Raw genomic sequence first — 20,093 nt, forward strand, 5'->3', positions numbered from 1 at the left:
AGATGTCGACCTCCAACAGCCCGCACAGCGTCGTCTCGCTCTCACCAGTCGGCCGGCCCGCGCCCACCCAGTCCTTCTATGAGGCGGTGGGCGGTGAAGCGACGTTCAAACGGCTGACCGACGCCTTTTACGCGCATGTCGCCGAGGACGAGATCATGCGTCCGATGTACCCCGAAGAGGACCTGGCTCCGGCGGCCCGGCGGCTCAAGATGTTCCTGGAGCAGTACTGGGGCGGCCCGCACACGTACTCGGAGGAGCGGGGCCACCCGCGCCTGAGGATGCGCCATGCGCCGTACGTGATCGGCGAGCGCGAGCGGGACGCGTGGCTGCGCTGCATGCGCGCCGCGATGGACGAGGTGGCGCTGCCCGAGGAGTACGACAAGGTCATGTGGGAGTACATGGAGCGCGCGGCGGACTTCATGAGGAACTCATGAAGCATGGGCACAGCATGAGGAACTCATGAAGCATGGGCACAGCATGAGGAACTCATGAAGCATGGGCACAGCATGCGGAACGCATGAAGCGTGGGCACAGCATGCGGAACGCATGACAAGGACACAGCATGAGGAACGCCTGAAACCGGGCCACAGCGTGCGGAGCGCCTGAAACGGCGTCCCACCGCGCAGACCTTTCAAGAACTCCTGAACCGCACGCTCAGCGCGCCGAATCCCTGAACCGCAGCAGCCACGGCGCCCAGCGGCACCAATACATACGATGGGGCGGGCCGCTTGCGGCCCGCCCCGGATGCTTGTGCTCGCTTACAGCAGTTCGCCCTCGAGCCATTCCACGAAGGTGCCCGAGATCGCGGTGCCGCAGTCGATGAGCTCTTCGAGCAGCGCCAGGGTGATGCCGGGGCGGACGGGGATCTGGATCTCGCCGAACACGGGCAGCGAGCCCGAGTCCGTGGGTTCACCGAGGTAGGCCTTGAGGAAGCGCCGGGTGCGGTTCCACTCGTTCATCGCCGCGTACCCGCGCTCGGCCCACTCCCCCGGCACGGTTTGGTAGGCGCGGGCGCGCAGCACCAGGATGTCGGCGTCGGGGCCCTCGGCGCGCACCTGCACGATGTGCCGCTCCCACAGCGCCACGACGCCGCCGTTCTCGTCCACCAGGTAGCGGATGTCGAGGTTCTTCAGCGCCGAGACGATGCGCTCGGAGTCGAGCGGCATGACCTCGTCGCGGTGGCTCTGGGCGATCTCCTCGAGGTCGGAGATGAAGTCGGGGTCGATCTCCTCGAGGTCGCGCTTGATGAGGTGCCAGCGGTCGACCTCGGAGATCTGCTCTTCGCCGGGACCGAACTCGAGCTGGCCCACGTGGCCGTGCGCGTATTCGTCGATCTCGGGGACGGGCAGGTCGGAGGAGTCGTGCCGCTCGGTCCGGGGGCTCGGGACCGGGTTGGGCTGGTTGCCGCGGGCCTGGGCGCGCTCGGCCGAACCACCGAGTTCGGTGTCGGCGTCCGCGACCTGCTCGGCTACCGCCTCGTTCTCGGCATCGCGTTTTTTATTGCTGCGCCACCACGCCATATTCTCGTCCGCCTTCCCACCCAAAATGCGAATCGCTTAGCCGTACATGGGTTTTATGTTGGCATTCCTAGTTGGCTGAACTTAGCCGGATTTGCGCTGCTTCGCGCATTGCCAAGTTACGCCCTGCCACGCTGAGCAGCCTAGGACTTGGGACCGACAATGCACAACCGTCAGGCATTCCTGCCCAAAAGTATGAACCTCGGTGCATGTGTTCGCAGCCCAGCGGCGATGACTGTCACGTGTCTCATACGTCGGGGCGATGACCTGCCTGGTTATGGCGCCGATCGTCGGATTTCCGTCAGAGGACGTCACCCGTCAGAGCAGGGGCAGGCCGCGCTCGCGGTCCCAGACGCCGCCGTGGGCGGCCGCGAGACCGACCCTGCGCCCCGCTCTGAGGACTCTGACGGGGTTTTCACCGAGGAACCCCATCCGCATCAGGGCCACCACCAGTCGCAGCTCTACGGCGTACTGAGCGCCTTCGTGCTCGACGCGGAGCGTCACGTGGTCGAGCAGGGCGTCGCGCAGGCGCCGGTCGCCGGTGCCCTGCCCGCGCCGCTGCCGCAGCGCGTCGGCGGCCTGGCGGTCGATGGCGGCGATGTCGGCGGCGGGCACGGTCTCGACGGCCTCCCACGGCGGCTGCGGCAGCCGCCCGCGCCATTCGGACGCGGGCCGGGCCTGAACGCGGCCCTCGCTGAGGTCTCCGGCGCGGTAGACGGCCTCGTCGAGGCCCCCCGCGAGGTCGCGCACGGCGAGCACGCCGATCGGCAGCATGGCCCACAGGCGGCCGCCTTGGGCGCGCAGGAGCGCGTTCGCGTCGAGCCTGGCCACGCGCGAGGCGAACGCCGCGTCGTCCGTCGCTAGTCCGTCCATCGCGCCAGGAACGCCCGTTCGGGCGCGGTGAGGCGGCGGGGCCGCTCCTCGACGGTGTCGAAGGGGACCATGACAGTCTTGGCCCGCAGGGCGAGCTTGTCGTTCGCGAACAGCTCGTAGGCGAGGGTGAACGAGGCGTTGCCCGTCCGCTCCACCCACAGCTCGACGCGGACGTCGGCCGGGACCGTGACGGGCAGCAGGAAGTCGACCTCGTGGCGTGCGACCACGATGCCCTGCCTGAACCCGTCGATCCCGGCGGCCTCGGCGGCGGTGAACATCATCGCCACGCGCGCCTCTTCGAGCAGCACCATGTACTTGTTGTTGTTCACGTGCCCGAAGGCGTCCATGTCCGACCAGCGCAGAGCCACGTCGGTCGTGAAGCGGGCCATGTCAGTCCCTGGTGAGCTTGCGGTGGGTGACGCGGTGCGGCTTGGCCGCGTCGGGGCCGAGGCGCTCGAGCTTGTTCTTCTCGTAGGAGTCGAAGTTGCCCTCGAACCAGAACCACTGCGGCTCGCCGTTCTCGTCGGTGCCCTCCCACGCGAGGATGTGGGTGGCGACGTGGTCGAGGAAGGCCCGGTCGTGGCTGATGACCACGGCGCAGCCGGGGAAGTCCAGCAGGGCGCTCTCGAGGCTGGAGAGCGTCTCGACGTCGAGGTCGTTGGTGGGCTCGTCGAGCAGCAGCACGTTGCCGCCCTCCTTGAGGGTGAGCGCCAGGTTGAGCCGGTTGCGCTCGCCGCCGGAGAGGACCTTGGTGGGCTTCTGCTGGTCGGGGCCCTTGAAGCCGAACGCGGCGAGGTAGGCGCGGCTGGGCATCTCGACCTTGCCGACCATGAGGTAGTCCAGGCCGTCGGAGACGACCTCCCAGACGGACTTGTCGCCGTCGAGGCCGGCCCGGTTCTGGTCGACGTACGAGATCTGGACGGTGCCGCCGATGTTGACCTCGCCCGAGTCGGGCTTCTCGAGGCCGACGATGGTCTTGAACAGGGTCGTCTTGCCGACGCCGTTGGGGCCGATGATGCCGATGATGCCGCCTCGCGGCAGGCTGAAGTTCAGGCCGTTGATGAGCGTCTCGCCGTCGAAGCCCTTGTGCAGGTCCTTGACCTCGATGACGGTGCTGCCGAGGCGCGGGCCCGGCGGGATCTGGATCTCCTCGAAGTCGAGCTTGCGGGTCTTCTCGGCTTCGGCGGCCATCTCCTCGTAGCGGCCGAGGCGGGCCTTGGACTTGGTCTGGCGGCCCTTGGCGTTGGAGCGGACCCATTCGAGCTCGTCCTGGAGGCGCTTGCGCAGTTTGGCGTCCTTGCGGCCCTCCACGGCCATGCGCTCGGCCTTCTTCTCCAGGTAGGTGGAGTAGTTGCCCTCGTAGGGGTAGGTGCGGCCGCGGTCGAGTTCGAGGATCCACTCGGCGACGTTGTCGAGGAAGTACCGGTCGTGGGTGATGGCGATGACGGCACCGGAGTAGGCGGCCAGGTGGCGTTCGAGCCACAGCACCGACTCGGCGTCGAGGTGGTTGGTGGGCTCGTCGAGCAGCAGCAGGTCGGGCTCCTCGAGCAGGAGCTTGCACAGCGCGACGCGGCGCCGCTCGCCGCCTGAGAGGGTGGTCACGGCCCAGTCGCCGGGCGGGCAGCGCAGGGCGTCCATGGCCTGCTCGAGCTTGGAGTCGAGCTCCCAGGCGTTCGCGGCGTCGAGCTCTTCTTGGAGGCGTCCCATCTCCTCCATGAGCTCGTCGGTGTAGTCGGTGGCCATCTCGGCGGCGACGGCGTTGAAGCGGTCGAGTTTCGCCTGGATGGGGGCGACGGCCTCCTGGACGTTCTCCATGACCGTCTTGGACTCGTTCAGCGGCGGTTCCTGGGCGAGCATGCCGACGGTGGCGCCGGCGGCGAGGCGGGCCTCGCCGTTGGAGACCTGGTCCTGCCCGGCCATGATGCGCAGCAGGCTCGACTTGCCGGCGCCGTTGGGCCCGACCACGCCGATCTTGGCGCCGGGGAGGAAGTACAGGGTGACGTCGTCGAGCACGACCTTGTCGCCGTGCGCCTTCCGCGCCTTTTCCATGGAGTAAATGAACTGCGCCACATTGATCCTTCGCGTCACTCGGAACTGACCGACCTCAATGATGTCAAGTCCCTGCGCTTGCCGCCATTCGGCCCGCCCCGGTTGCGACCGCGTCACGGACCGCCGGGGCCGGGCGGCCGGTAATCTTGTGTAAAGGAGGGACTACAAATTGAGCAACGCATCCTTCATTGTCGTAGCCAACCGCCTCCCCGTCGACTCCGTGGTCGACGACGAGGGAAATCGAACCTGGCGCCGATCCCCTGGCGGCCTCGTCACCGCCCTCGAACCAGTTCTCCGCGCCAACCAGGGCACGTGGATCGGCTGGGCCGGCCAGACCGGCGCCGCTCCCGAGCCGTTCGAGGCCGACGGCATCACGCTGCTGCCGATCGAGCTCAGCGCCGATGAGATCGCCCGCTACTACGAGGGCTTCTCGAACGCCTCGATCTGGCCGCTCTATCACGACGCGGTGCAGCCTCGCGTCTTCCGCCGCTCGTGGTGGAAGTCGTATTACGAGGTCAACACGCGTTTCGCCGAGGTGTGCGCCGCCGAGGCCGCGCCCGGGGCCGTGGTGTGGATCCAGGACTACCAGCTCCAACTCGTCCCCGCGATGCTGCGGGAGCGCCGTCCCGACCTGCGCATCGGCTTCTTCCTGCACATCCCCTTCCCGCCGGTCGAGCTGTTCATGCAGCTGCCACATCGCATGGAGATCCTCAAGGGCCTGCTGGGGGCCGACCTGGTGGGCTTCCAGCGGCCCCTGGCCGCCCAGAACTTCCTCGCGCTCACCCGCCACCTGCTCGGCTACCGTCCCCGCGGCCACTACGTCACCGTCGACGACCGCCTGGTCAGGGCCGACGCGTTCCCCATCTCGATCGACACCGCCGCGTACGAGGAGGTCGCGAACACCGAGCGGGCGCGGCACCGGGCCAAGGAGATCCGCGCCGAGCTGGGCGAGCCGGACACGGTCATCCTCGGCGTCGACCGGCTGGACTACACCAAGGGCATCGAGACGCGCCTCAAGGCGTTCCGGGAGCTGTTGGAAGACGGGCGCTTCCGCGTGCCGAAGACGGTGATGGTGCAGGTGGCCACGCCGAGCCGCGAGCGCGTCGAGCAGTACCGGGTGCTGCGCGACAAGGTCGAGCGTGAAGTCGGTCGCATCAACGGCGAATTCGGCCAGGTGGGCCTTCCGGCGGTCCACTACCTCCACCAATCGTTTGACAGGTACGAGCTCGCGGCGCTGTACCAGGCCGCCGACGTGATGGCTGTCACACCCATCCGCGACGGCATGAATCTCGTCGCAAAGGAGTACGTGGCCAGCCAGATCGAGAACCACGGCGCGCTCGTACTCAGCGAGTTCGCCGGTGCCGCAGGCGATCTGCGTCAGGCGTTCCTGGTGAACCCGCACGATTTGACCGATCTGAAAGACGGATTTGTGACAGCGGCGGAATCGTCTCCGGACGATAAGATGAAAAGAATGCGCGCGATGAGGCGCTACCTGCGCAAGCACGACGTAAGCCGTTGGGCCCGCAGTTTCCTCACAGCGCTAGGCGTTCCGGAGCGCAGCGCAGCGTACAATCCGGGCAGCCCACCCGCCGCTGACGCGGCTGAAGGCACGTAGGCACAAGCCTCATTTCGCAACTGACCGGTGTTGGAGATACGCCAAGATGACCGCACCAAGCCCAGAGGGACCCGGCCCTGAAGGACTGAGTTCCTCCGACGAGCTTCGCTCGGCCCTCGCTCAACTCGCCCGCGTCCCGCAGCTGTTGATCGCCTGCGACTACGACGGCACCCTCGCCCCCATCGTCACCGACCCCTCGCAGGCCAAACCGATCCCCGAATCGGTGACGGCGCTGCGGACGCTCGCGAACCTGCCGCAGACGAAGGTGGCGGTCATCTCCGGTCGCGCACTGCGGGACCTCGCGGCGCTCTCGCGCCTGCCCTCCGAGATCCATCTGGTGGGCTCGCACGGCTCCGAGTTCGACATCGGGTTCACCCGGGCGCTCTCGAGCGAGGACCAGCGGCGCCGTGACAAGCTCGTGGCCGAGCTCACGGCGATCGCCGAGCGCTACGAGGGCACCCGGGTCGAACCGAAGCCCGCCGGCGCGGCCCTGCACACGCGCGAGGCCGCGGAGGCGGACGCGACCGAGGCCGTCGAGGAGGTCCGCGAGGGCCCGTCCACTTGGGATGGCGTGCAGACCACCGAGGGCAAGGCCGTCATCGACCTGTCGGTGGTGACCACCCACAAGGGCGACGCCCTCGACAAGCTGCGCCACCAGCTGGGCGCCTCGGCGGTGCTCTTCCTCGGCGACGACGTCACCGACGAGAACGCCTTCGCGCATCTCCACGGCCCGGACATCGGCGTCCGGGTGGGGCCGGGCTCCACCCGGGCGGCCTTCCGCATCGGCGACCCCGAGGACGTCGCGAGGCTCCTGGCGCACCTCGTCGACATCCGCCGCAGCTGGCTCCAGGGCGAGTCGGCCCAGCTCATCGAACGCCACTCGATGCTGGCCGACGGCGCCAACCACGCGCTGCTGGCCCCCGACGGGCGACTGACGTGGATGTGCCACCCGCGCCCCGACTCCGCCTCGGTCTTCGCCGACCTCCTCGGCGGCGAGCACGCCGGGCACTTCACCGTCCAGCCGATCAACGCGGGCATCCCGCTGGGCCAGCGCTACGTCGCGGGCACGATGACCGTCGAGACGCGCTGGCCGGGCCTGACGGTCACCGACTGGCTCGACTCGACGCTGCGCCGCAGGGGCGACTTCAACGCCACCGTCCTGGTGCGCGAGATCACCGGCGAAGTCCCCATCAAGATCACCTTCGCGCCGCGCCCGGAGTTCGGGCAGCTGCCCGTGCAGCTCCAGCCGGTGGCCGACGACGGCCTCAAGGTCCTTGGCGCCAACGAGCCGATCACCCTGCGCTCGCCGGGCGTGGAGTGGCAGATCGAGCACGACGGCCAGCACGCGCTGGCCACCGCCGCGGTCGACCTGGCCGCGATCGGCGGCTCGCTGATCTTGGAGATGCGCGCCGGCATCGACGACCTCGGCGAGTGGAAGCCGCCGGTCCACGTCAGGCGGCGCACCACCGAGGCCGGATGGCGCAACTGGTCGGACTCGCTGAAGCTGCCCAGCATCGAACCCGAGGCGGTCTCGCGTTCGGCGCTGACACTGCGGGCCCTGTGCTACCAGCCCACCGGCGCGATCCTCGCCGCCGGGACCACCTCGCTCCCCGAAGAGCTCGGCGGGGTCCGCAACTGGGACTACCGGTTCTGCTGGATCCGCGACGCGGCGATGACCGCGCACGCGCTGGTCGACATCGGCTCCCTCCAAGAGGCCGAGGCCTACTTCGAGTGGGTCTCCAGCATCATCGAGCGCACCGCGGGCCACCCCGAGCGGCTCGCGCCCCTCTACGACATCGAAGGCGTCGCGCCCTCCCCCGAGGCCATCATCGAGACCCTCCCCGGGTACGCCGGAGCCCGGCCGGTGCGCATCAACAACGCCGCCTCCAGCCAGGTCCAGCTCGACGTCTTCGGGCCCGTCGCGATGCTCGTCGAGGCCGTCGCCCAGCGTCGGGGCCACCTCTCGGAGTTCGAGCAGTCCGTCCTGACCTCCATGGTCGAGGCGGTCGAGAAGCGCTGGCACGAGCCCGACCACGGCATCTGGGAGGCCCGCCAGGCACCGAGGCACCACGTCTACTCCAAGGTGATGTGCTGGGTGACCGTCGACCGGGCGCTCAAGGTCGCCGAGCAGTTCGGCATGGAGTACGGCCCCACCTGGCCCGAGCTCCGCGACTCGATCGCCAAGAACGTCCTCGAACTGGGCTGGAACGACGAGGTCGGCGCCTACACCGCCGCCTACGGCGACGACGACCTCGACGCCGCCTCGCTATGGGTGGGCCTGTCCGGCCTCCTGGCCGCCGACGACCCGCGGTACCTCAAGACGGTCCTCAGGATCGAGGCCGGACTGCGCAGCGGCCCGACCGTTTACCGCTATCACCGCGACGACGGCCTGCCGGGCACCGAGGGCGGGTTCATCCTGTGCGCCGCCTGGCTCGCCGAGGCGTACCTCCAGGTGGGCCGTCGCACCGACGCCGAGGAGCTGTTCGAGCAGATCCTCGCCTGCGCGGGGCCGACCGGCCTGCTGCCCGAGCAGTGGGACCCGATCGCCGAACGCGGCCTTGGAAACCACCCGCAGGCGTACTCGCATCTCGGCATGATCCGCGTGGCCAACCTGCTCAACGGCCAGAACGGTCACGTGTAGACGCAGCGGCTAATCTGTTGGGGACGACCCTCCGGGCACTGCCCCGCACCGTCCTGACCGTCCCCGACAGAAAGCCTCCGCCTTGAGCTCCCCCACTCCGGCAATCCCCGGCTACCGCGACTTCGAGATGGTCGCGCACGGGTCGACCGCGTTCGTCTACCGCGCCGTCCAGGAGCGCCTCGACCGCACCGTCGCGGTCAAGGTCCTGCTCGTCGACGACGAGATGACCACCGCCGACTCGGTCGAGAAGGAGCTCGAGGCCACCGTCGCGGTCTCCAACCACCCCCACATCGTCTCGATCATCGACACCGGCACCAGCGAGGACGGCCGCCCGTACATCGTCATGGAGTACTGCGACGGCGGCTCGTACTCGGCGATCCTCAAGGCGGGCGGCCCGCTGCCGGTCGACGACGTCATCGACGTGGGCGTCAAGATCGGCCTGGCGCTCCAGGCGGCGCACTCGGCCGACATCCTGCACCGCGACGTCAAGCCGCAGAACCTCCTGCGCGGCCAGTACGGCCCGGCCCTGGCCGACTTCGGGATCGCCCGCGCCCCGGCGGCGCTGTCGGCGACCGAGGCGATCGACAAGCTCACGCCGCTGCACGCCTCGCCCGAGGCGCTGCTGCGGCAGGCGCAGACTCCGGCCAGCGACCTGTTCAGCCTGGCCTCGACCATGTGGCACCTGCTGGCGGGCTTCGCGCCGTTCGCCAACCCCGAGGGCGGCACCGACCCCGACACGCACCGCGCCCGCGTCACCTCCGAGGCGCCGCCGCCGAAGATCCCGCGCGAGGACCTCCCCGAATGGCTCGAAGACCTGCTGGTGCGGGCCCTCTCGCGGGACCCGAACCGGCGGCCCGAGTCGTGCCAGGCGTTCGCCGAGGAGCTCCAGCGCGGCATGTACGGCTCGGCGGGCGGCGTCGGCAAGGCCCAGGCGCCCTCGCGCATCGCCGACGTCAGCAACGAGGAGACGGTCTTCCGGCCCGAGGGCCCGCCGCCCTCGCAGCGGGCGCCGCTCGACCCGTTCGCGCCGGTCGGCCCGCCGCCGGGCCCCGACTCGGCCTACACGCTCGGCTCGGGCGCCACCGGCGGGCGCACCGACGGCTACGCCTCGCAACTGGGGCACGCGGTCGATCCGCGCTACGTCTCCCAGCTCGACGGCTCGGCGCCGGTGAGCAGTGTGCCGCAGGCTCAGGCGAGCGCGCCGCCGATTTCGGCCGCACCGCATTCAGTGCCGCCGCAGGCACCGGTGAGCATGCGCCCGCCGATGACGCCGTGGATGCACCAGCAGGCGCCGGCGCCCGCGCCGCAGCAGCAGCCGCCGGTGTTCGCCCCGCCGGTCATCACCCGCGACAACGAGAAGCGGCCCTCGTCCCGGGCGCTGAAGGCACCGAAGGCGCCGAAGCCTCACGATGAGCGCAGCCTGAAGCCGTACGTGATCCTCGGCTCGGTGATCACGGTGGTGCTCGCACTGGTCATGGTCGGGTGGCTGTGGCTCATCTCCCCGAACGGGGACGCCGGCGATCTCGACCCGGCCGACCTCGACGGCGAGGGCGCGCCGAAGAACGTCGCGATCGACTCGTGGGTCGACGGGCAGATCGCGCTGAGCTGGGAGGCCCCCACCGAGGAGGCGGACCTGGAGTACTTCGTGACGGCGACGCGCGTCGGCGACGACATGGCCGAACCGCTCGGCGAGCCGACCACCGACACCGAGTTCACGGCGGGCGGGCTGAGCCCGGCGGAGGACTACTGCTTCCGGGTGACCGCGGTGTGGGCCGTGGACAACGTGCCGACATCCGACCCGGTGTGCACCGACGACGAATAGACGACGGCGCTCGGCCGGGACGCCCGCGAAGGGCACCGCGGCCGGGCGCATTCGAGCCGCAACGAAAAAGCTCCACGCCTCGCTTCGCGCGAGGGTGGAGCTTTCGTCCGATCGGGGCTCAGGCGGCCGCTTCGGCGGTCTCGCCGAACGCGCCGGCCTCTTCGAGGCTCTTCAGCGTGGTGTCCCAGCCCTGCTCGGCCGGGAAGTCGGCCGCGAAGGTCTCGATCTCGGCCTTGATCTTCTCGCCGTGACCGGCCTCGTTCAGGGCCTTGACGGCCTCGGCGAAGGCTTCGGACCCGGTGGCGAGGTGCAGGTTGCGCCCGTCGGTCAGGTTGCGCAGGTACACGTGCTTGCCGTTGTTGAGCGGGATCAGGTACTTGAATTCCCCGAGGACGCTGAGTCCGCCCGCAGCGCCCTTCTGTCCGGCCTTGACGGAAGCGCGTGCGGTTTTGGAAGTGTTGGCTGCCACGCCGGTCTCCTCACCATGTCGTGTAAGTCGAGTCTTCGGCCAGACACAGGAAGCAGACCGGAAGGGGGTACTGAACCTGGGTTGGACCACAAAAGAAAACCGACACTATGCCGGTCAAGCGCAAGTGTAGCTCAGCGGAGTCCCGCGCCGACTAGCACACGGACCAGGCGTGATGCAGTGAACTCGTTGAAAAAGTGAGCGCCTGGAGCGGTTTAAGCCTAGCGCGATGCTTTCGAAGCTGTCAGTATGTAAGTGAGCGGAATAGCGTCCCGGGTTCGAGTTCATCCCTCACTTGACCCGGTCGATACCCGTTGGGCGGCTTCATGTCGCTTTCAATTGACCACAAGGAGTGAGCCAGTACTCAGATACGCCGATTCCCAAGGAGGTGCGCGATGCAGACACGCGGCGTGATCTACATCCACTCCAGCCCGCCGGCGGTGTGCCCGCACGTCGAGTGGGCGATCGGGCGTGTCCTGGGTTCGGCGACGGTCAAGCTCGGCTGGGCGCCGCAGGAGGCCGAGCGCGGCACGATGCGCGCCGAGCGGGCCTGGACGGCCGAGCCGGGCGTCGGCGCCGAGATCGCGAAGGCGTTGGCGCAGTGGCCGATGCTGCGGTTCGAGGTCACCGAGGACCCGAGCGCGGGCGTCGACGGCGAGCGGATCATGCACGTGCCCGGCAGGGGCGTGTACCGCGCGGCGATGAGCGCGGGCGGCGGGATCATGATCGCCGAGGACCGCATCCGGGCGCTGCTGGCGACGACCACGAGCGCCGAGGCGCTGCGGGGCGGACTGGACCAGCTGCTGGGCCTGGAGTGGGACCGCGAGCTGAGCCCCTACCGTCAGGCGGCGGGCGGCGACGAGCAGTCCTGGCTCTCCCAGGTCAGCTAGCGGCCGTGCGGCAGCAAACCGCGTGCCCGCTCCCTGCGTTGTCGGCCCCACGGCCGTTTCACAGCGGCTCAGCGGAATCGTCGTCTCCCCGCCCGCTGCGGCACGGCCATTGCGCCACCGCTTCCCGGTCCGGTAGTCGATGCCGACACGCTTCGACGCTGGTGAGCCCCTGGTCCATGAGACGGAAGTATGCTTCCCGTTCACGAACCAGGGGCTTAGAGCTCGACCGCTGCCGGTCCTCCCGGATCTCGAAAGCCATCGCAATCCCTTATGGAACAAGGTGCTGCAACGACCACCAGGACCCAGGGTTCGCGCGGAGGCCGGTCGTTCGCATCAGCGCCGCGTCGGTCGGGACGCTGCGGAGGAAGGGCATCGGTCGGCCCGGCCCTTTCGCCGCACCGCCGCCGCATGCGGGCGGCGGGCCGATTCGCCCATCGCGACAGGCGGCTCAGCTCAGTCGAGCGCGAGATTGCTGAAGTCCGGGCCCTTGGTGCGGGTGCGCTTGAGCTCGTAGAAGCCGGGGGTCGTCGTCACCGCGTAGACGCCGTCCCACAGCTTCGCCGCCGCCTCGCCCTGGGGGGCCGGGGTGACGACCGGTCCGAACAGGCCGACCTGCCGCCCCTCGTCGTTCTCCACGGCCACCACCGGGGTGCCGACGTCGGTGCCCACCAGGTCGATGCCGCGCCGGTGCGAGGCCCTGAGCGCCTCGTCCCACTGCTCGGTCTTGCCGGCCTCGGCCAGTTCGGCGGGCAGGCCGGCCTTCTCCAGGGCCGCCGGGATGTACTCCTCTGAGTCCTTCGAGCGGCGCAGGTGGATCTGGTTGCCCAGGGCGGTGTAGAGCCGCCCGAGCGCCTCGTTGTCGTACTGCTCGGCCACGGCCGTCGCGACGCGCACCGCCGGGAGCGTCCCCGGCATCATCTCGGCGTACTCCTCGGGGAGCTCGTCGAGCCGGGGCTCGTTGAGCACGTAGAGGCTCATGACGTTCCATCTGATGTGGAGGTCGCGGAGCTTCGACGCCTCGATGATCCAGCGGGAGGTCATCCACGCCCAGGGGCACGCGGGGTCGAACCAGAAGTCCACGGTCTTGGTTTCAGCCATGGCGACCAGACTACGCCGCGCCCTCGGCGGTGATCCGGTTCGACGAAGTCGATCATGAAATCCCGGTATACCGGATAAACTCGCCGTTGATGCTGGTTAAAACACGACATGATGACAATTCGGTACATCCGCTCGCCACTGCGGCGGGCCTGCCCACCGGCGTCGAGGTGCTCACGCTCGCCGACCTCCGCAGCAGCACCGACGCCGCGCTGCTCGCCCGTCCGCTGCGCTCGGACAAGCACCACCTGCTGACGCTCACCTCGGGGTCGCTGCGCCACGCGGTCGACTTCACCGAGTACGGCCTGCGCTCGGGCAACTGGCTGTGGGCGCGCCCGGGCCAAGTGCAGCAGTGGGGCGGCCTCGAAGGCGCGGAGGGGACCCTCGTGATCTTCGAGGGCGGGTTCCTGGACCCGGACACCGCGATCGGAGCGGGTTCGGAGGACCCGCACGCGCCGGTGATGCGCGTGCCCGACGCCGAGGAGCACCCGATCCTGCGCGTCGCGGCCAGCCAGCTCCAATGGGAGTTCGGCGCCACCGAGTCCCTGCCGCTGGGCATCCGGCTCCAGATCCTGCGCCACCTGCTCGCCGTCCTGGTGCTGCGCGTGGCGTGCCTGCCCGATCCGAGCGGCCCGGTGCGCGAGCCGGGCGAGGTCTACGCGGCGTTCCGCGACGCCGTGGAGCGCGACTTCGCCAACTCCAGGCGCCTGAACGACTACGCCGCGGCGCTCGCGTACTCCCCCCGCACGCTGTCGCGGGCGACGCTGGCGGCCTCGGGGGTGGGCGCCAAGGAGTTCATCGACCGCCGGGTCGTCTTGGAGGCCAAGCGGATGCTCGCCTGCTCGGATGAGGCCGCGGCGCGCATCGGGGCGCGGCTGGGGTTCTCGAGCGCCACGAACTTCAACAAGTTCTTCCACCAGCGCACCGGGACGACGCCGATCGCCTTCCGGACCGCGGTCCGCGGTCCGGTGGCGCAGCGAAAGGACGAGTCCTAGGCGGCGGCGAACACCGTCTCGGGCTTGGCGAGGTCGCCGTGCTCGACCATGACGGCGAGCAGCTCACCGGATTCGCCGAGGACGGCGTAGCGGCCCTCGATCGCGGCGGCGGGCAGGGGCCTGCCGTACGAGAGGGCCTTGGCCTCGGCTTCGGTGGCGGTGCGGGTCGGCATGAGGCGGGCCGCGGCCTCGCCCATCGGCAGCGTCCCCAGTGGCCGGCCGTGCTCGCTCCGGTCGGCGAGCTCGTCGATCGTGGCGGCGGCGTCGAGGCCGAAGCCGCCGACGCGGGTGCGGCGCAGCGCGGTGAGGTGGCCGCCGACGCCGAGGGCCTCGCCGAGGTCGCGGGCGATGGCGCGGATGTAGGTGCCCGAGGAGCAGGAGACGTCGATGTCGACGTCGAGGAACTCGCCGCGGTCGATCCGGCCGATGTCGATGGCGGCGATGGTGACGCGCCTGGGTTTGAGTTCGACGGTCTCGCCTTCGCGCACGCGCTTGTAGGCGCGCTTCCCGTCGATCTTGACGGCGCTGACGGCGCTGGGCACCTGGTCGATCTCGCCGACCTGCGCGGCCAGCGCCTCGCGCACGGCCGCGTCGGTGACGGCCGAGGCGTCGGCGGTCGCGGTGACCTCGCCTTCGGCGTCGTCGGTGACGGTGGCCTGGCCGAGCCGGATCGTGGCGGTGTAGGCCTTGTCGAGGCCGGAGACGTAGGTGAGCAGTTTGGTGGCCTTGCCGACGGCGATGACGAGCACGCCGGTGGCCATGGGGTCGAGCGTGCCGCCGTGGCCGACCTTGCGGGTGCCGCAGATGCGGCGCATGCGCGAGACCGCCCCGTGGGAGGTGATGCCCTGCGGCTTGTCGACGACGATGAGGCCCGGCTGTGGTGAGGTCACGGTCGTACAGGCTAACCGTGGCGATCGGCGCGGCGGCCTCGGGTGGCTATTGGCGGCGGTCGAGCGACTCCTGGAGGGCGCGCAGCGCCTCGGCCTTCTCTTCATCCCATTTACTGGGACACTGTTGCCGCTTGCGGACGGTGACTCTTCTAGTCCTCATCCTGCACACCTTAACGAACGTTCAAGATCATTGCAGCAGGCAATCCATATGATGAGACGGATTTCTTCAGGCGCGCTCGGCGCCGGTGACGGCCCACGCACCGGACTTCATGCGCCACAGGATGAGTGCGAGCCGCACCAGCACCGACACGGCGAGCGCGGCCCAGATGCCGGTCAGGCCCCAGCCGAACACCAGCGTGAGCCACGTCAGCGGCAGGCCCGAGAAGATCGCTGCCAACGTCATGTTGCGCATGAACCGCAGATCGCCCGCGCCGATGAGGACGCCGTCCAACGCGAAGACCACGCCGGCCAGCGGAAGCATCACCACCAGCCACGGCCACACGGAGCGGAGCTGATCGTGGACCGCCGCATCGTCGGTGAACAGGCGCGGCAGCAGCGGGAGCGCGGCGAGCACGATCAGCATGAACACGGTGCCGTAGCCGAGGCCGACCCAGGTGACGCGCCTGGCCGAGGCCCGGGCGGCGGCGGGGCGGTCGGCCCCCAGGTCGGCGCCTATGAGCGCCTGCGCGGCGATCGCCACGGCGTCCAATGCCAGCGCCGCGAAGAACCACAGCTGCATGCCGATCTGGTGCGCGCCGAGGGCGGCGGTGCCGACGCGCGCCGCGACGGCCGTCGCGGAGAAGGAACTGATCTGGAACGCGCTGCCGCGCAGGATGAGGTCGCGGTTGGCCACGAGCTGCTTGGACATGAGCGGCCAGTCGACGCGCAGGCTCACCCGCTCGCGGCGCAGCGCGGCGAGGAACAGCGAGCCCGCGATGGCCTGGGCGACGACGTTGGCCCACGCCGAGCCGACCAGGCCGAGCCCGACCGGATAGACCAGGATCGGGGCCAGGGCGGCCGAGACCAGGAATGAGAAGGTCACGAACCACATGGGTCGCCTGGTGTCCTGCACCGCGCGCATCCAGCCCTGGCCCGCGCCCGCGAGCAGGAGGAAGGGCGCGCCGAGGATCGCGATGCGCAGCCATTCGGCGGCGGCCCCGGCGACGGCCGGGGAGTCGCCCATCGCGGCGGTCAGGGTCCCGGCGAAGAGCTCGACGAGGACGATCATGACCAGGCCCGCGGCGAGGGCGATCCAACTGCCCTGCACGCCTTCGGCGACGGCCCCCGCCCGGTCGTCGGCACCGAAGCGCCGCGCGGCGCGGGCGGTGGTGCCATAGGCGAGGACCGCCCCGATGAACGGGGCAAGGCCCATGAGGGTCCCGCCCAGCGCGAGGCCGGCCAGCGGGACCGCGCCGAGGTGGCCGACGACCGCCGTGTCGATCAGGAGGTAGATCGGCTCAGCGGCGAGCACGACGAGCGCGGGCAGCGCGAGCGAGGCGATCCGGCGGTACGAGGCCGGGCCTTCGGCGGCGCCCAGCTCGGCCTCGGCGCTCATGAGGTCGTGCTCTCGCCCTCGTCCTCTTCGTCCTCGCGGTACGGGTTCGGATCACCCGCGTAGCGCGCGCCCTCGGCGAGCCGGTGGACCTCCGCGTCGGACTGCGCGGCCTGCGCCAGCAGCGACTCGATCCGGTGGGCGTGCTCGGGGACCGTGTCGGCCACGAACGACAGCGACGGCGAATGCCGCATGCCGAGGGCCCGTCCGACGGTGGAGCGCAGGTGCCCGGTGGCCCGCTCCAGCGCCACCGCCGACGACTTCACCTGGTCCTCGTCGCCGAGCACCGTGTAGAAGATCGTCGCCTCGCGCAGGTCGGGCGTCATACGGGCGTCGGTGATGGTGACCATGCCGACGCGCGGGTCCTTGAGCCTGCGCACCGCCTGCGCGGTCAGCTCCATCACCCGCTTGGCCACCTGGGCCTGCTTTGCCGCGTCTGCCATGTCGATTCCTGCTTCCTGCTACTCGTCTTCGGGGCCGAACAGGCGCCGGCGGGCGCTGAGCAGCTCCACTTCCGGGCGGCCTGAGACGTGCTGCTCGCACGCGTTGAGAATTTCCTGGACATGGAGGTTATCCCCCGCCACGGCGGCTACCCCGATCGTGGAACGGCCGTGGAGCTCCTGATCGCCGACCTCGGACACCGCCACGTCGAACTTCCGCAGGGCGGCCACGATCGGGCGCACATACGAGCGCTTGGCCTTGAGCGAGCGGGAGTCGTCGGGGAGGAGGAGGTCGAATTCAACGCATCCGGTGAACACCGCTCTAGATTACGCGGCGCGGACCCCAACTCCCAAGATCTTTTCCCCGCGTCCCGCTGCGGCCGACGGTGACAGCCGCCGCAGTAACGGCATTGGAGGAACGCGCGGGCCATGAGTTCGGTCCGCTGGGGCTCGGGCCGTGCATCGGCCCCGTCCGGAACCGTCCGTTTCGCGATGTGAATCACATACGCCTGAGACCATGACGGTGGAGGGCAGGCAGACAGGGAGGAACGATGTCGACACCCCAAGGCGGCTGGGAGCAGCAGTACAACGAGCCGACGCGGCGCTATCCGGCAGTGCCGCCCGAACCGGACGAGCATCCGGCCGTGGACGCCGGGAAGCTGTGGGCGGGCGGCTTCGGCACGGCCGTGGTGGCCGCACTGGCGGCGCTCGTGGGCATCCTGCTGGTGCGCGGGGTGCTGGGGATCGACCTCCTCTCGCCCTCGGAGGCCGGCGCCTACGGCGACGCCTCGACCACGACCTACGCGTTCGGCGCGTTCGCGGTCGCCATCGTGGCCACCGGCATGCTGCACCTGTTGCTGCTGCTGTTGCCGCGGCCGATGAGCTTCTTCAACTGGATCATGGTCCTGGCCACCGTCGTGGCGGTCCTCATCCCGTTCACCGTCGGGGCCGAACTCGCCTCGCAGATCGCCACCGGCGCGATCAACCTGGTCATCGGGATCTGCATCACGAGCCTGCTCGGCTCGGTCGGCGCCATCGCGACCCGCGAGCGGCGGAGGTAGGGCTGGCCCTACCCTCGAGAAGCCAGCTCACCTGCTGTCCGCACCCGCCCCCGCTCTCTAGATTTGACACATGCGCAGAACACTCCGGCAATTGGCGATCGACACCGCCTACAACCTTTCGTCGTTCCCCATTGCTTTGCCCGCCTTCATCATCAGCGTCGTCGGCTTCGCTCTCGGCATCGGCACCGCGATCATCTGGATCGGCGTGCCGATCATGGCCACGACGCTGCTCACCATGCGGGGCATGGCCGCCGCCGGGCGTGCCCAGATCCCGTTCGTCATCCGCCGCGAAGTCACCAGGCCCCGGTACAAGCGGGCGAAGCCCGGCAGCTCAGCGCTGCGGCGCTTCCTGACCGTGCTCACCGACGGCCAGTCGTGGCTGAACCTGCTGTGGGCCGTGACGATCCTCCCGGTCGCGATCGCCGGCTTCGCCGTCTCCATCGCCTGGTGGGCGGCCTCGCTGGCGACGCTGACCTGGCCGCTGTACGGGTGGATCATCTGGCAGGCGACCGGCGCGGAGGACAACGGCCCCGCCATCGCCGCCAGGTGGCTCGGTTTGGGCGACTCCTACTTCGCCGCGGCGGGCCTGACGCTTCTGGCCGGCGTGATCGTGGCGGCCGCGCTGCCGTGGGTGGTGCGCAGCCTCGCCCTGGCGCAGGCCTGGATCGGCAAGGGGATGCTCACCTCCCTGAGCACCCTGCACGAGCGCATCGACGAGCTCGCCGAGTCCCGCGACGCGGCCACCTCGGCCGAGGCCGACGCGCTGCGGCGCATCGAGCGCGACATCCACGACGGGCCGCAGCAGCGGCTGGTGAGCCTCGGCATGGAACTGGCCCGCGTCAGGCGCCAGATGGCGGCCAATCCCGAAGCGGCCCAGCAGACCTTGGACGAGGCGATCGCGCAGACTCGCGACACCATCGACGAGCTGCGGGCGCTCTCGCGGGGCATCGCCCCGCCGATCCTGACCGACCGCGGCCTGGAGGCGGCGCTGGCGGCATTGGCGGCGCGCTCGATGGTCCCGGTCGACCTGGACACGTCCGTGCGCGGGCGCTACCGGTCCACCGTGGAGAACACCGTGTACTTCGTGGTGGCCGAGGCGCTGACCAACATCTCCAAGCACTCGCAGGCGACGCAGGCGTCGGTGTCCGTGGACGACTGGGGCGATAGGCTGGTCGTCTCGGTCGGCGACAACGGCGTCGGGGGCGCGCACGTCTCGAAGGGGCACGGGCTCTCGGGCCTGACCGACCGCATCAAAGCCGCCGAGGGCGAGTGGACCATCGACTCGCCCGAGGGCGGGCCGACAGTGATCGTTGCGGAGGTTCCGTGCGCTTGAGGCGCGTCTCCTCCGCTCTGCGGGCGAGTGGAGTGACGGGTGCGGGTAGTAGTGGCCGATGACGCGGTCCTGATCCGGGCGGGGATCGTGAAGCTCCTCGAAGAGTTCGACTGCGAAGTGGTCGCCACGGTCGGCGACGGCGACGCCCTCGTGGAGGCCGTCGCCGAGCACCGGCCGGACGTGTCGGTGGTCGACGTGCGGATGCCGCCGTCCTTCACCGACGAGGGCCTGCGGGCCGCGACCAGGGCGAGGGAGCGGGTGCCGGGTTCGCCGATGCTCATCCTCTCGCAGTACGTCGAGGTGTCGTACGCCGACGACCTGCTGGCCGACGCTCGGGGCGCGGTCGGTTACCTCTTGAAGGACCGGGTCATCGACGTGGAGGACTTCATGGACTCGCTGCGCCGGGTTGCGGGCGGCGGGACGGTGTTCGATCCCGAGGTGGTGTCGCAGCTGATGGTGCGCAGGAGAAGTGACGACCCGGTAGCGTCGTTGACGCCGCGCGAGCGCGAGGTGCTGGAGCTGATGGCCGAGGGCCATTCGAACCGGGCGATCGGCAAGAAGCTGTTCATCTCCGATGGGGCGGTGGAGAAGCACATCCGCAACATCTTCACAAAGCTGGAGCTGCGCAGCGAGGACGGCGACCACCACCGCAGAGTGAAGGCGGTCCTGGCCTACCTGCGGTCATAAGGCCCGCCAGGAAGTTATCCACAGGTCCCGCAGGCCACCGTCGGGAGTTATCCACAGGCCCAGAAACTTTTCCTTGACCGGTTTTCGGCCCTCTGTCAGGCTGGCGAGGACTTTCGTGGTGTGCAGGACGGCGGCGGGTGGGTACAGAGGGGCGGAGTAGCGCCCCG

The 20,093-nt window shown here is 69.8% G+C and carries 19 protein-coding genes and 1 pseudogene; 9 read left to right on the forward strand and 11 right to left on the reverse strand.

Translation table 11 applies throughout. The features are described from left to right. Window positions 1-2 precede the first annotated feature (2 nt). On the forward strand, window positions 3-434 hold the full coding sequence (locus tag H613_RS0115665) for a globin (protein WP_026924542.1): 432 nt from the start codon (window positions 3-5) through the stop codon (window positions 432-434). A gap of 324 nt (window positions 435-758) precedes the next feature. Here H613_RS0115665 and H613_RS31735 read toward each other — a convergent pair whose 3' ends face one another. From H613_RS31735 to ettA, 4 genes are all read right to left on the reverse strand, one after another. After that, complete coding sequence (locus tag H613_RS31735; RefSeq protein ID WP_211234848.1) at window positions 759-1,520, reverse strand: type III secretion system chaperone family protein; 762 nt, start codon at window positions 1,518-1,520, stop codon at window positions 759-761. Between the two features lie 315 nt (window positions 1,521-1,835). Then, window positions 1,836-2,390, reverse strand: coding sequence for a DUF8185 domain-containing protein (locus H613_RS0115675; RefSeq protein ID WP_026924544.1), 555 nt, complete (start codon window positions 2,388-2,390; stop codon window positions 1,836-1,838). Beyond that, window positions 2,378-2,779, reverse strand: coding sequence for an acyl-CoA thioesterase (locus H613_RS0115680; protein WP_026924545.1), 402 nt, complete (start codon window positions 2,777-2,779; stop codon window positions 2,378-2,380). The genes H613_RS0115675 and H613_RS0115680 overlap by 13 nt, the downstream gene beginning before the upstream one ends. Before the next feature lies 1 nt (window position 2,780). Further along, window positions 2,781-4,460 (reverse strand): energy-dependent translational throttle protein EttA, encoded by a 1,680-nt coding sequence (ettA, locus tag H613_RS0115685; protein ID WP_026924546.1) that lies wholly within the window; start codon window positions 4,458-4,460, stop codon window positions 2,781-2,783. A 148-nt stretch (window positions 4,461-4,608) separates the two neighbouring features. Between ettA and H613_RS26965 the strand changes: the two genes are divergently transcribed. The 3 genes from H613_RS26965 to H613_RS0115700 all read left to right on the forward strand — a co-directional run bounded on the left by H613_RS26965 (window position 4,609) and on the right by H613_RS0115700 (window position 10,517). Then, entirely contained in the window at window positions 4,609-6,054 is a 1,446-nt protein-coding gene (locus H613_RS26965; protein ID WP_051393406.1) for an alpha,alpha-trehalose-phosphate synthase (UDP-forming), read from the forward strand. A gap of 46 nt (window positions 6,055-6,100) precedes the next feature. After that, window positions 6,101-8,695: a trehalose-phosphatase gene (gene otsB / locus H613_RS0115695; RefSeq protein WP_026924547.1), complete on the forward strand. Its 2,595-nt coding sequence runs from the start codon at window positions 6,101-6,103 to the stop codon at window positions 8,693-8,695. A gap of 82 nt (window positions 8,696-8,777) precedes the next feature. Continuing rightward, window positions 8,778-10,517 (forward strand): protein kinase domain-containing protein, encoded by a 1,740-nt coding sequence (locus H613_RS0115700; protein ID WP_156926065.1) that lies wholly within the window; start codon window positions 8,778-8,780, stop codon window positions 10,515-10,517. A 118-nt stretch (window positions 10,518-10,635) separates the two neighbouring features. Here H613_RS0115700 and H613_RS0115705 read toward each other — a convergent pair whose 3' ends face one another. After that, window positions 10,636-10,986 carry a hypothetical protein gene (locus H613_RS0115705; protein ID WP_026924549.1) on the reverse strand — a complete coding sequence of 117 codons (351 nt, stop codon included), beginning with the start codon at window positions 10,984-10,986 and terminating at the stop codon, window positions 10,636-10,638. Window positions 10,987-11,378: 392 nt separating this feature from the next. Between H613_RS0115705 and H613_RS0115710 the strand changes: the two genes are divergently transcribed. Further along, entirely contained in the window at window positions 11,379-11,873 is a 495-nt protein-coding gene (locus tag H613_RS0115710) for a DUF3145 domain-containing protein (RefSeq protein WP_026924550.1), read from the forward strand. 90 nt (window positions 11,874-11,963) lie between these two features. Here the strand turns inward: H613_RS0115710 and H613_RS32900 are convergent. Together H613_RS32900 and H613_RS0115715 are read right to left on the reverse strand one after the other, a co-directional pair. Next, a pseudogene (locus H613_RS32900) lies at window positions 11,964-12,132 on the reverse strand (IS30 family transposase); the annotation flags it as partial. Between the two features lie 194 nt (window positions 12,133-12,326). Beyond that, a complete protein-coding gene (locus H613_RS0115715) occupies window positions 12,327-12,971 on the reverse strand; it encodes a mycothiol-dependent nitroreductase Rv2466c family protein (RefSeq protein WP_026924551.1) in 645 nt (214 codons plus the stop codon). An 89-nt stretch (window positions 12,972-13,060) separates the two neighbouring features. Here H613_RS0115715 and H613_RS0115720 point away from each other — a divergent pair, with 89 nt between their 5' ends. After that, window positions 13,061-13,963 carry a helix-turn-helix domain-containing protein gene (locus H613_RS0115720; protein ID WP_026924552.1) on the forward strand — a complete coding sequence of 301 codons (903 nt, stop codon included), beginning with the start codon at window positions 13,061-13,063 and terminating at the stop codon, window positions 13,961-13,963. Here H613_RS0115720 and truB read toward each other — a convergent pair. The 4 genes from truB to H613_RS0115740 form a co-directional block, all read right to left on the reverse strand. Further along, window positions 13,960-14,853: a tRNA pseudouridine(55) synthase TruB gene (truB, locus tag H613_RS0115725; protein WP_026924553.1), complete on the reverse strand. Its 894-nt coding sequence runs from the start codon at window positions 14,851-14,853 to the stop codon at window positions 13,960-13,962. The genes H613_RS0115720 and truB overlap by 4 nt on opposite strands. 226 nt (window positions 14,854-15,079) lie before the next feature. Further along, window positions 15,080-16,408, reverse strand: coding sequence for an MATE family efflux transporter (locus tag H613_RS0115730; RefSeq protein ID WP_051393407.1), 1,329 nt, complete (start codon window positions 16,406-16,408; stop codon window positions 15,080-15,082). Further along, window positions 16,405-16,848: a 30S ribosome-binding factor RbfA gene (gene rbfA / locus H613_RS0115735; RefSeq protein WP_026924555.1), complete on the reverse strand. Its 444-nt coding sequence runs from the start codon at window positions 16,846-16,848 to the stop codon at window positions 16,405-16,407. The genes H613_RS0115730 and rbfA overlap by 4 nt, the downstream gene beginning before the upstream one ends. 18 nt (window positions 16,849-16,866) lie before the next feature. Then, window positions 16,867-17,163, reverse strand: coding sequence for a DUF503 domain-containing protein (locus tag H613_RS0115740; protein ID WP_026924556.1), 297 nt, complete (start codon window positions 17,161-17,163; stop codon window positions 16,867-16,869). A gap of 233 nt (window positions 17,164-17,396) precedes the next feature. Here H613_RS0115740 and H613_RS0115745 point away from each other — a divergent pair, with 233 nt between their 5' ends. From H613_RS0115745 to H613_RS0115755, 3 genes are all read left to right on the forward strand, one after another. Further along, window positions 17,397-17,906, forward strand: coding sequence for a DUF6069 family protein (locus H613_RS0115745; RefSeq protein WP_026924557.1), 510 nt, complete (start codon window positions 17,397-17,399; stop codon window positions 17,904-17,906). 70 nt (window positions 17,907-17,976) lie between these two features. Then, entirely contained in the window at window positions 17,977-19,239 is a 1,263-nt protein-coding gene (locus tag H613_RS0115750; protein WP_026924558.1) for a sensor histidine kinase, read from the forward strand. Window positions 19,240-19,278: 39 nt separating this feature from the next. Further along, window positions 19,279-19,926: a LuxR C-terminal-related transcriptional regulator gene (locus tag H613_RS0115755; protein ID WP_026924559.1), complete on the forward strand. Its 648-nt coding sequence runs from the start codon at window positions 19,279-19,281 to the stop codon at window positions 19,924-19,926. The last annotated feature ends 167 nt before the right edge of the window (window positions 19,927-20,093 follow it).

The sequence above is a fragment of the Glycomyces arizonensis DSM 44726 genome (assembly GCF_000482705.1).
GTDB classification, from domain to species: Bacteria; Actinomycetota; Actinomycetes; order Mycobacteriales; family Micromonosporaceae; genus Glycomyces; species Glycomyces arizonensis.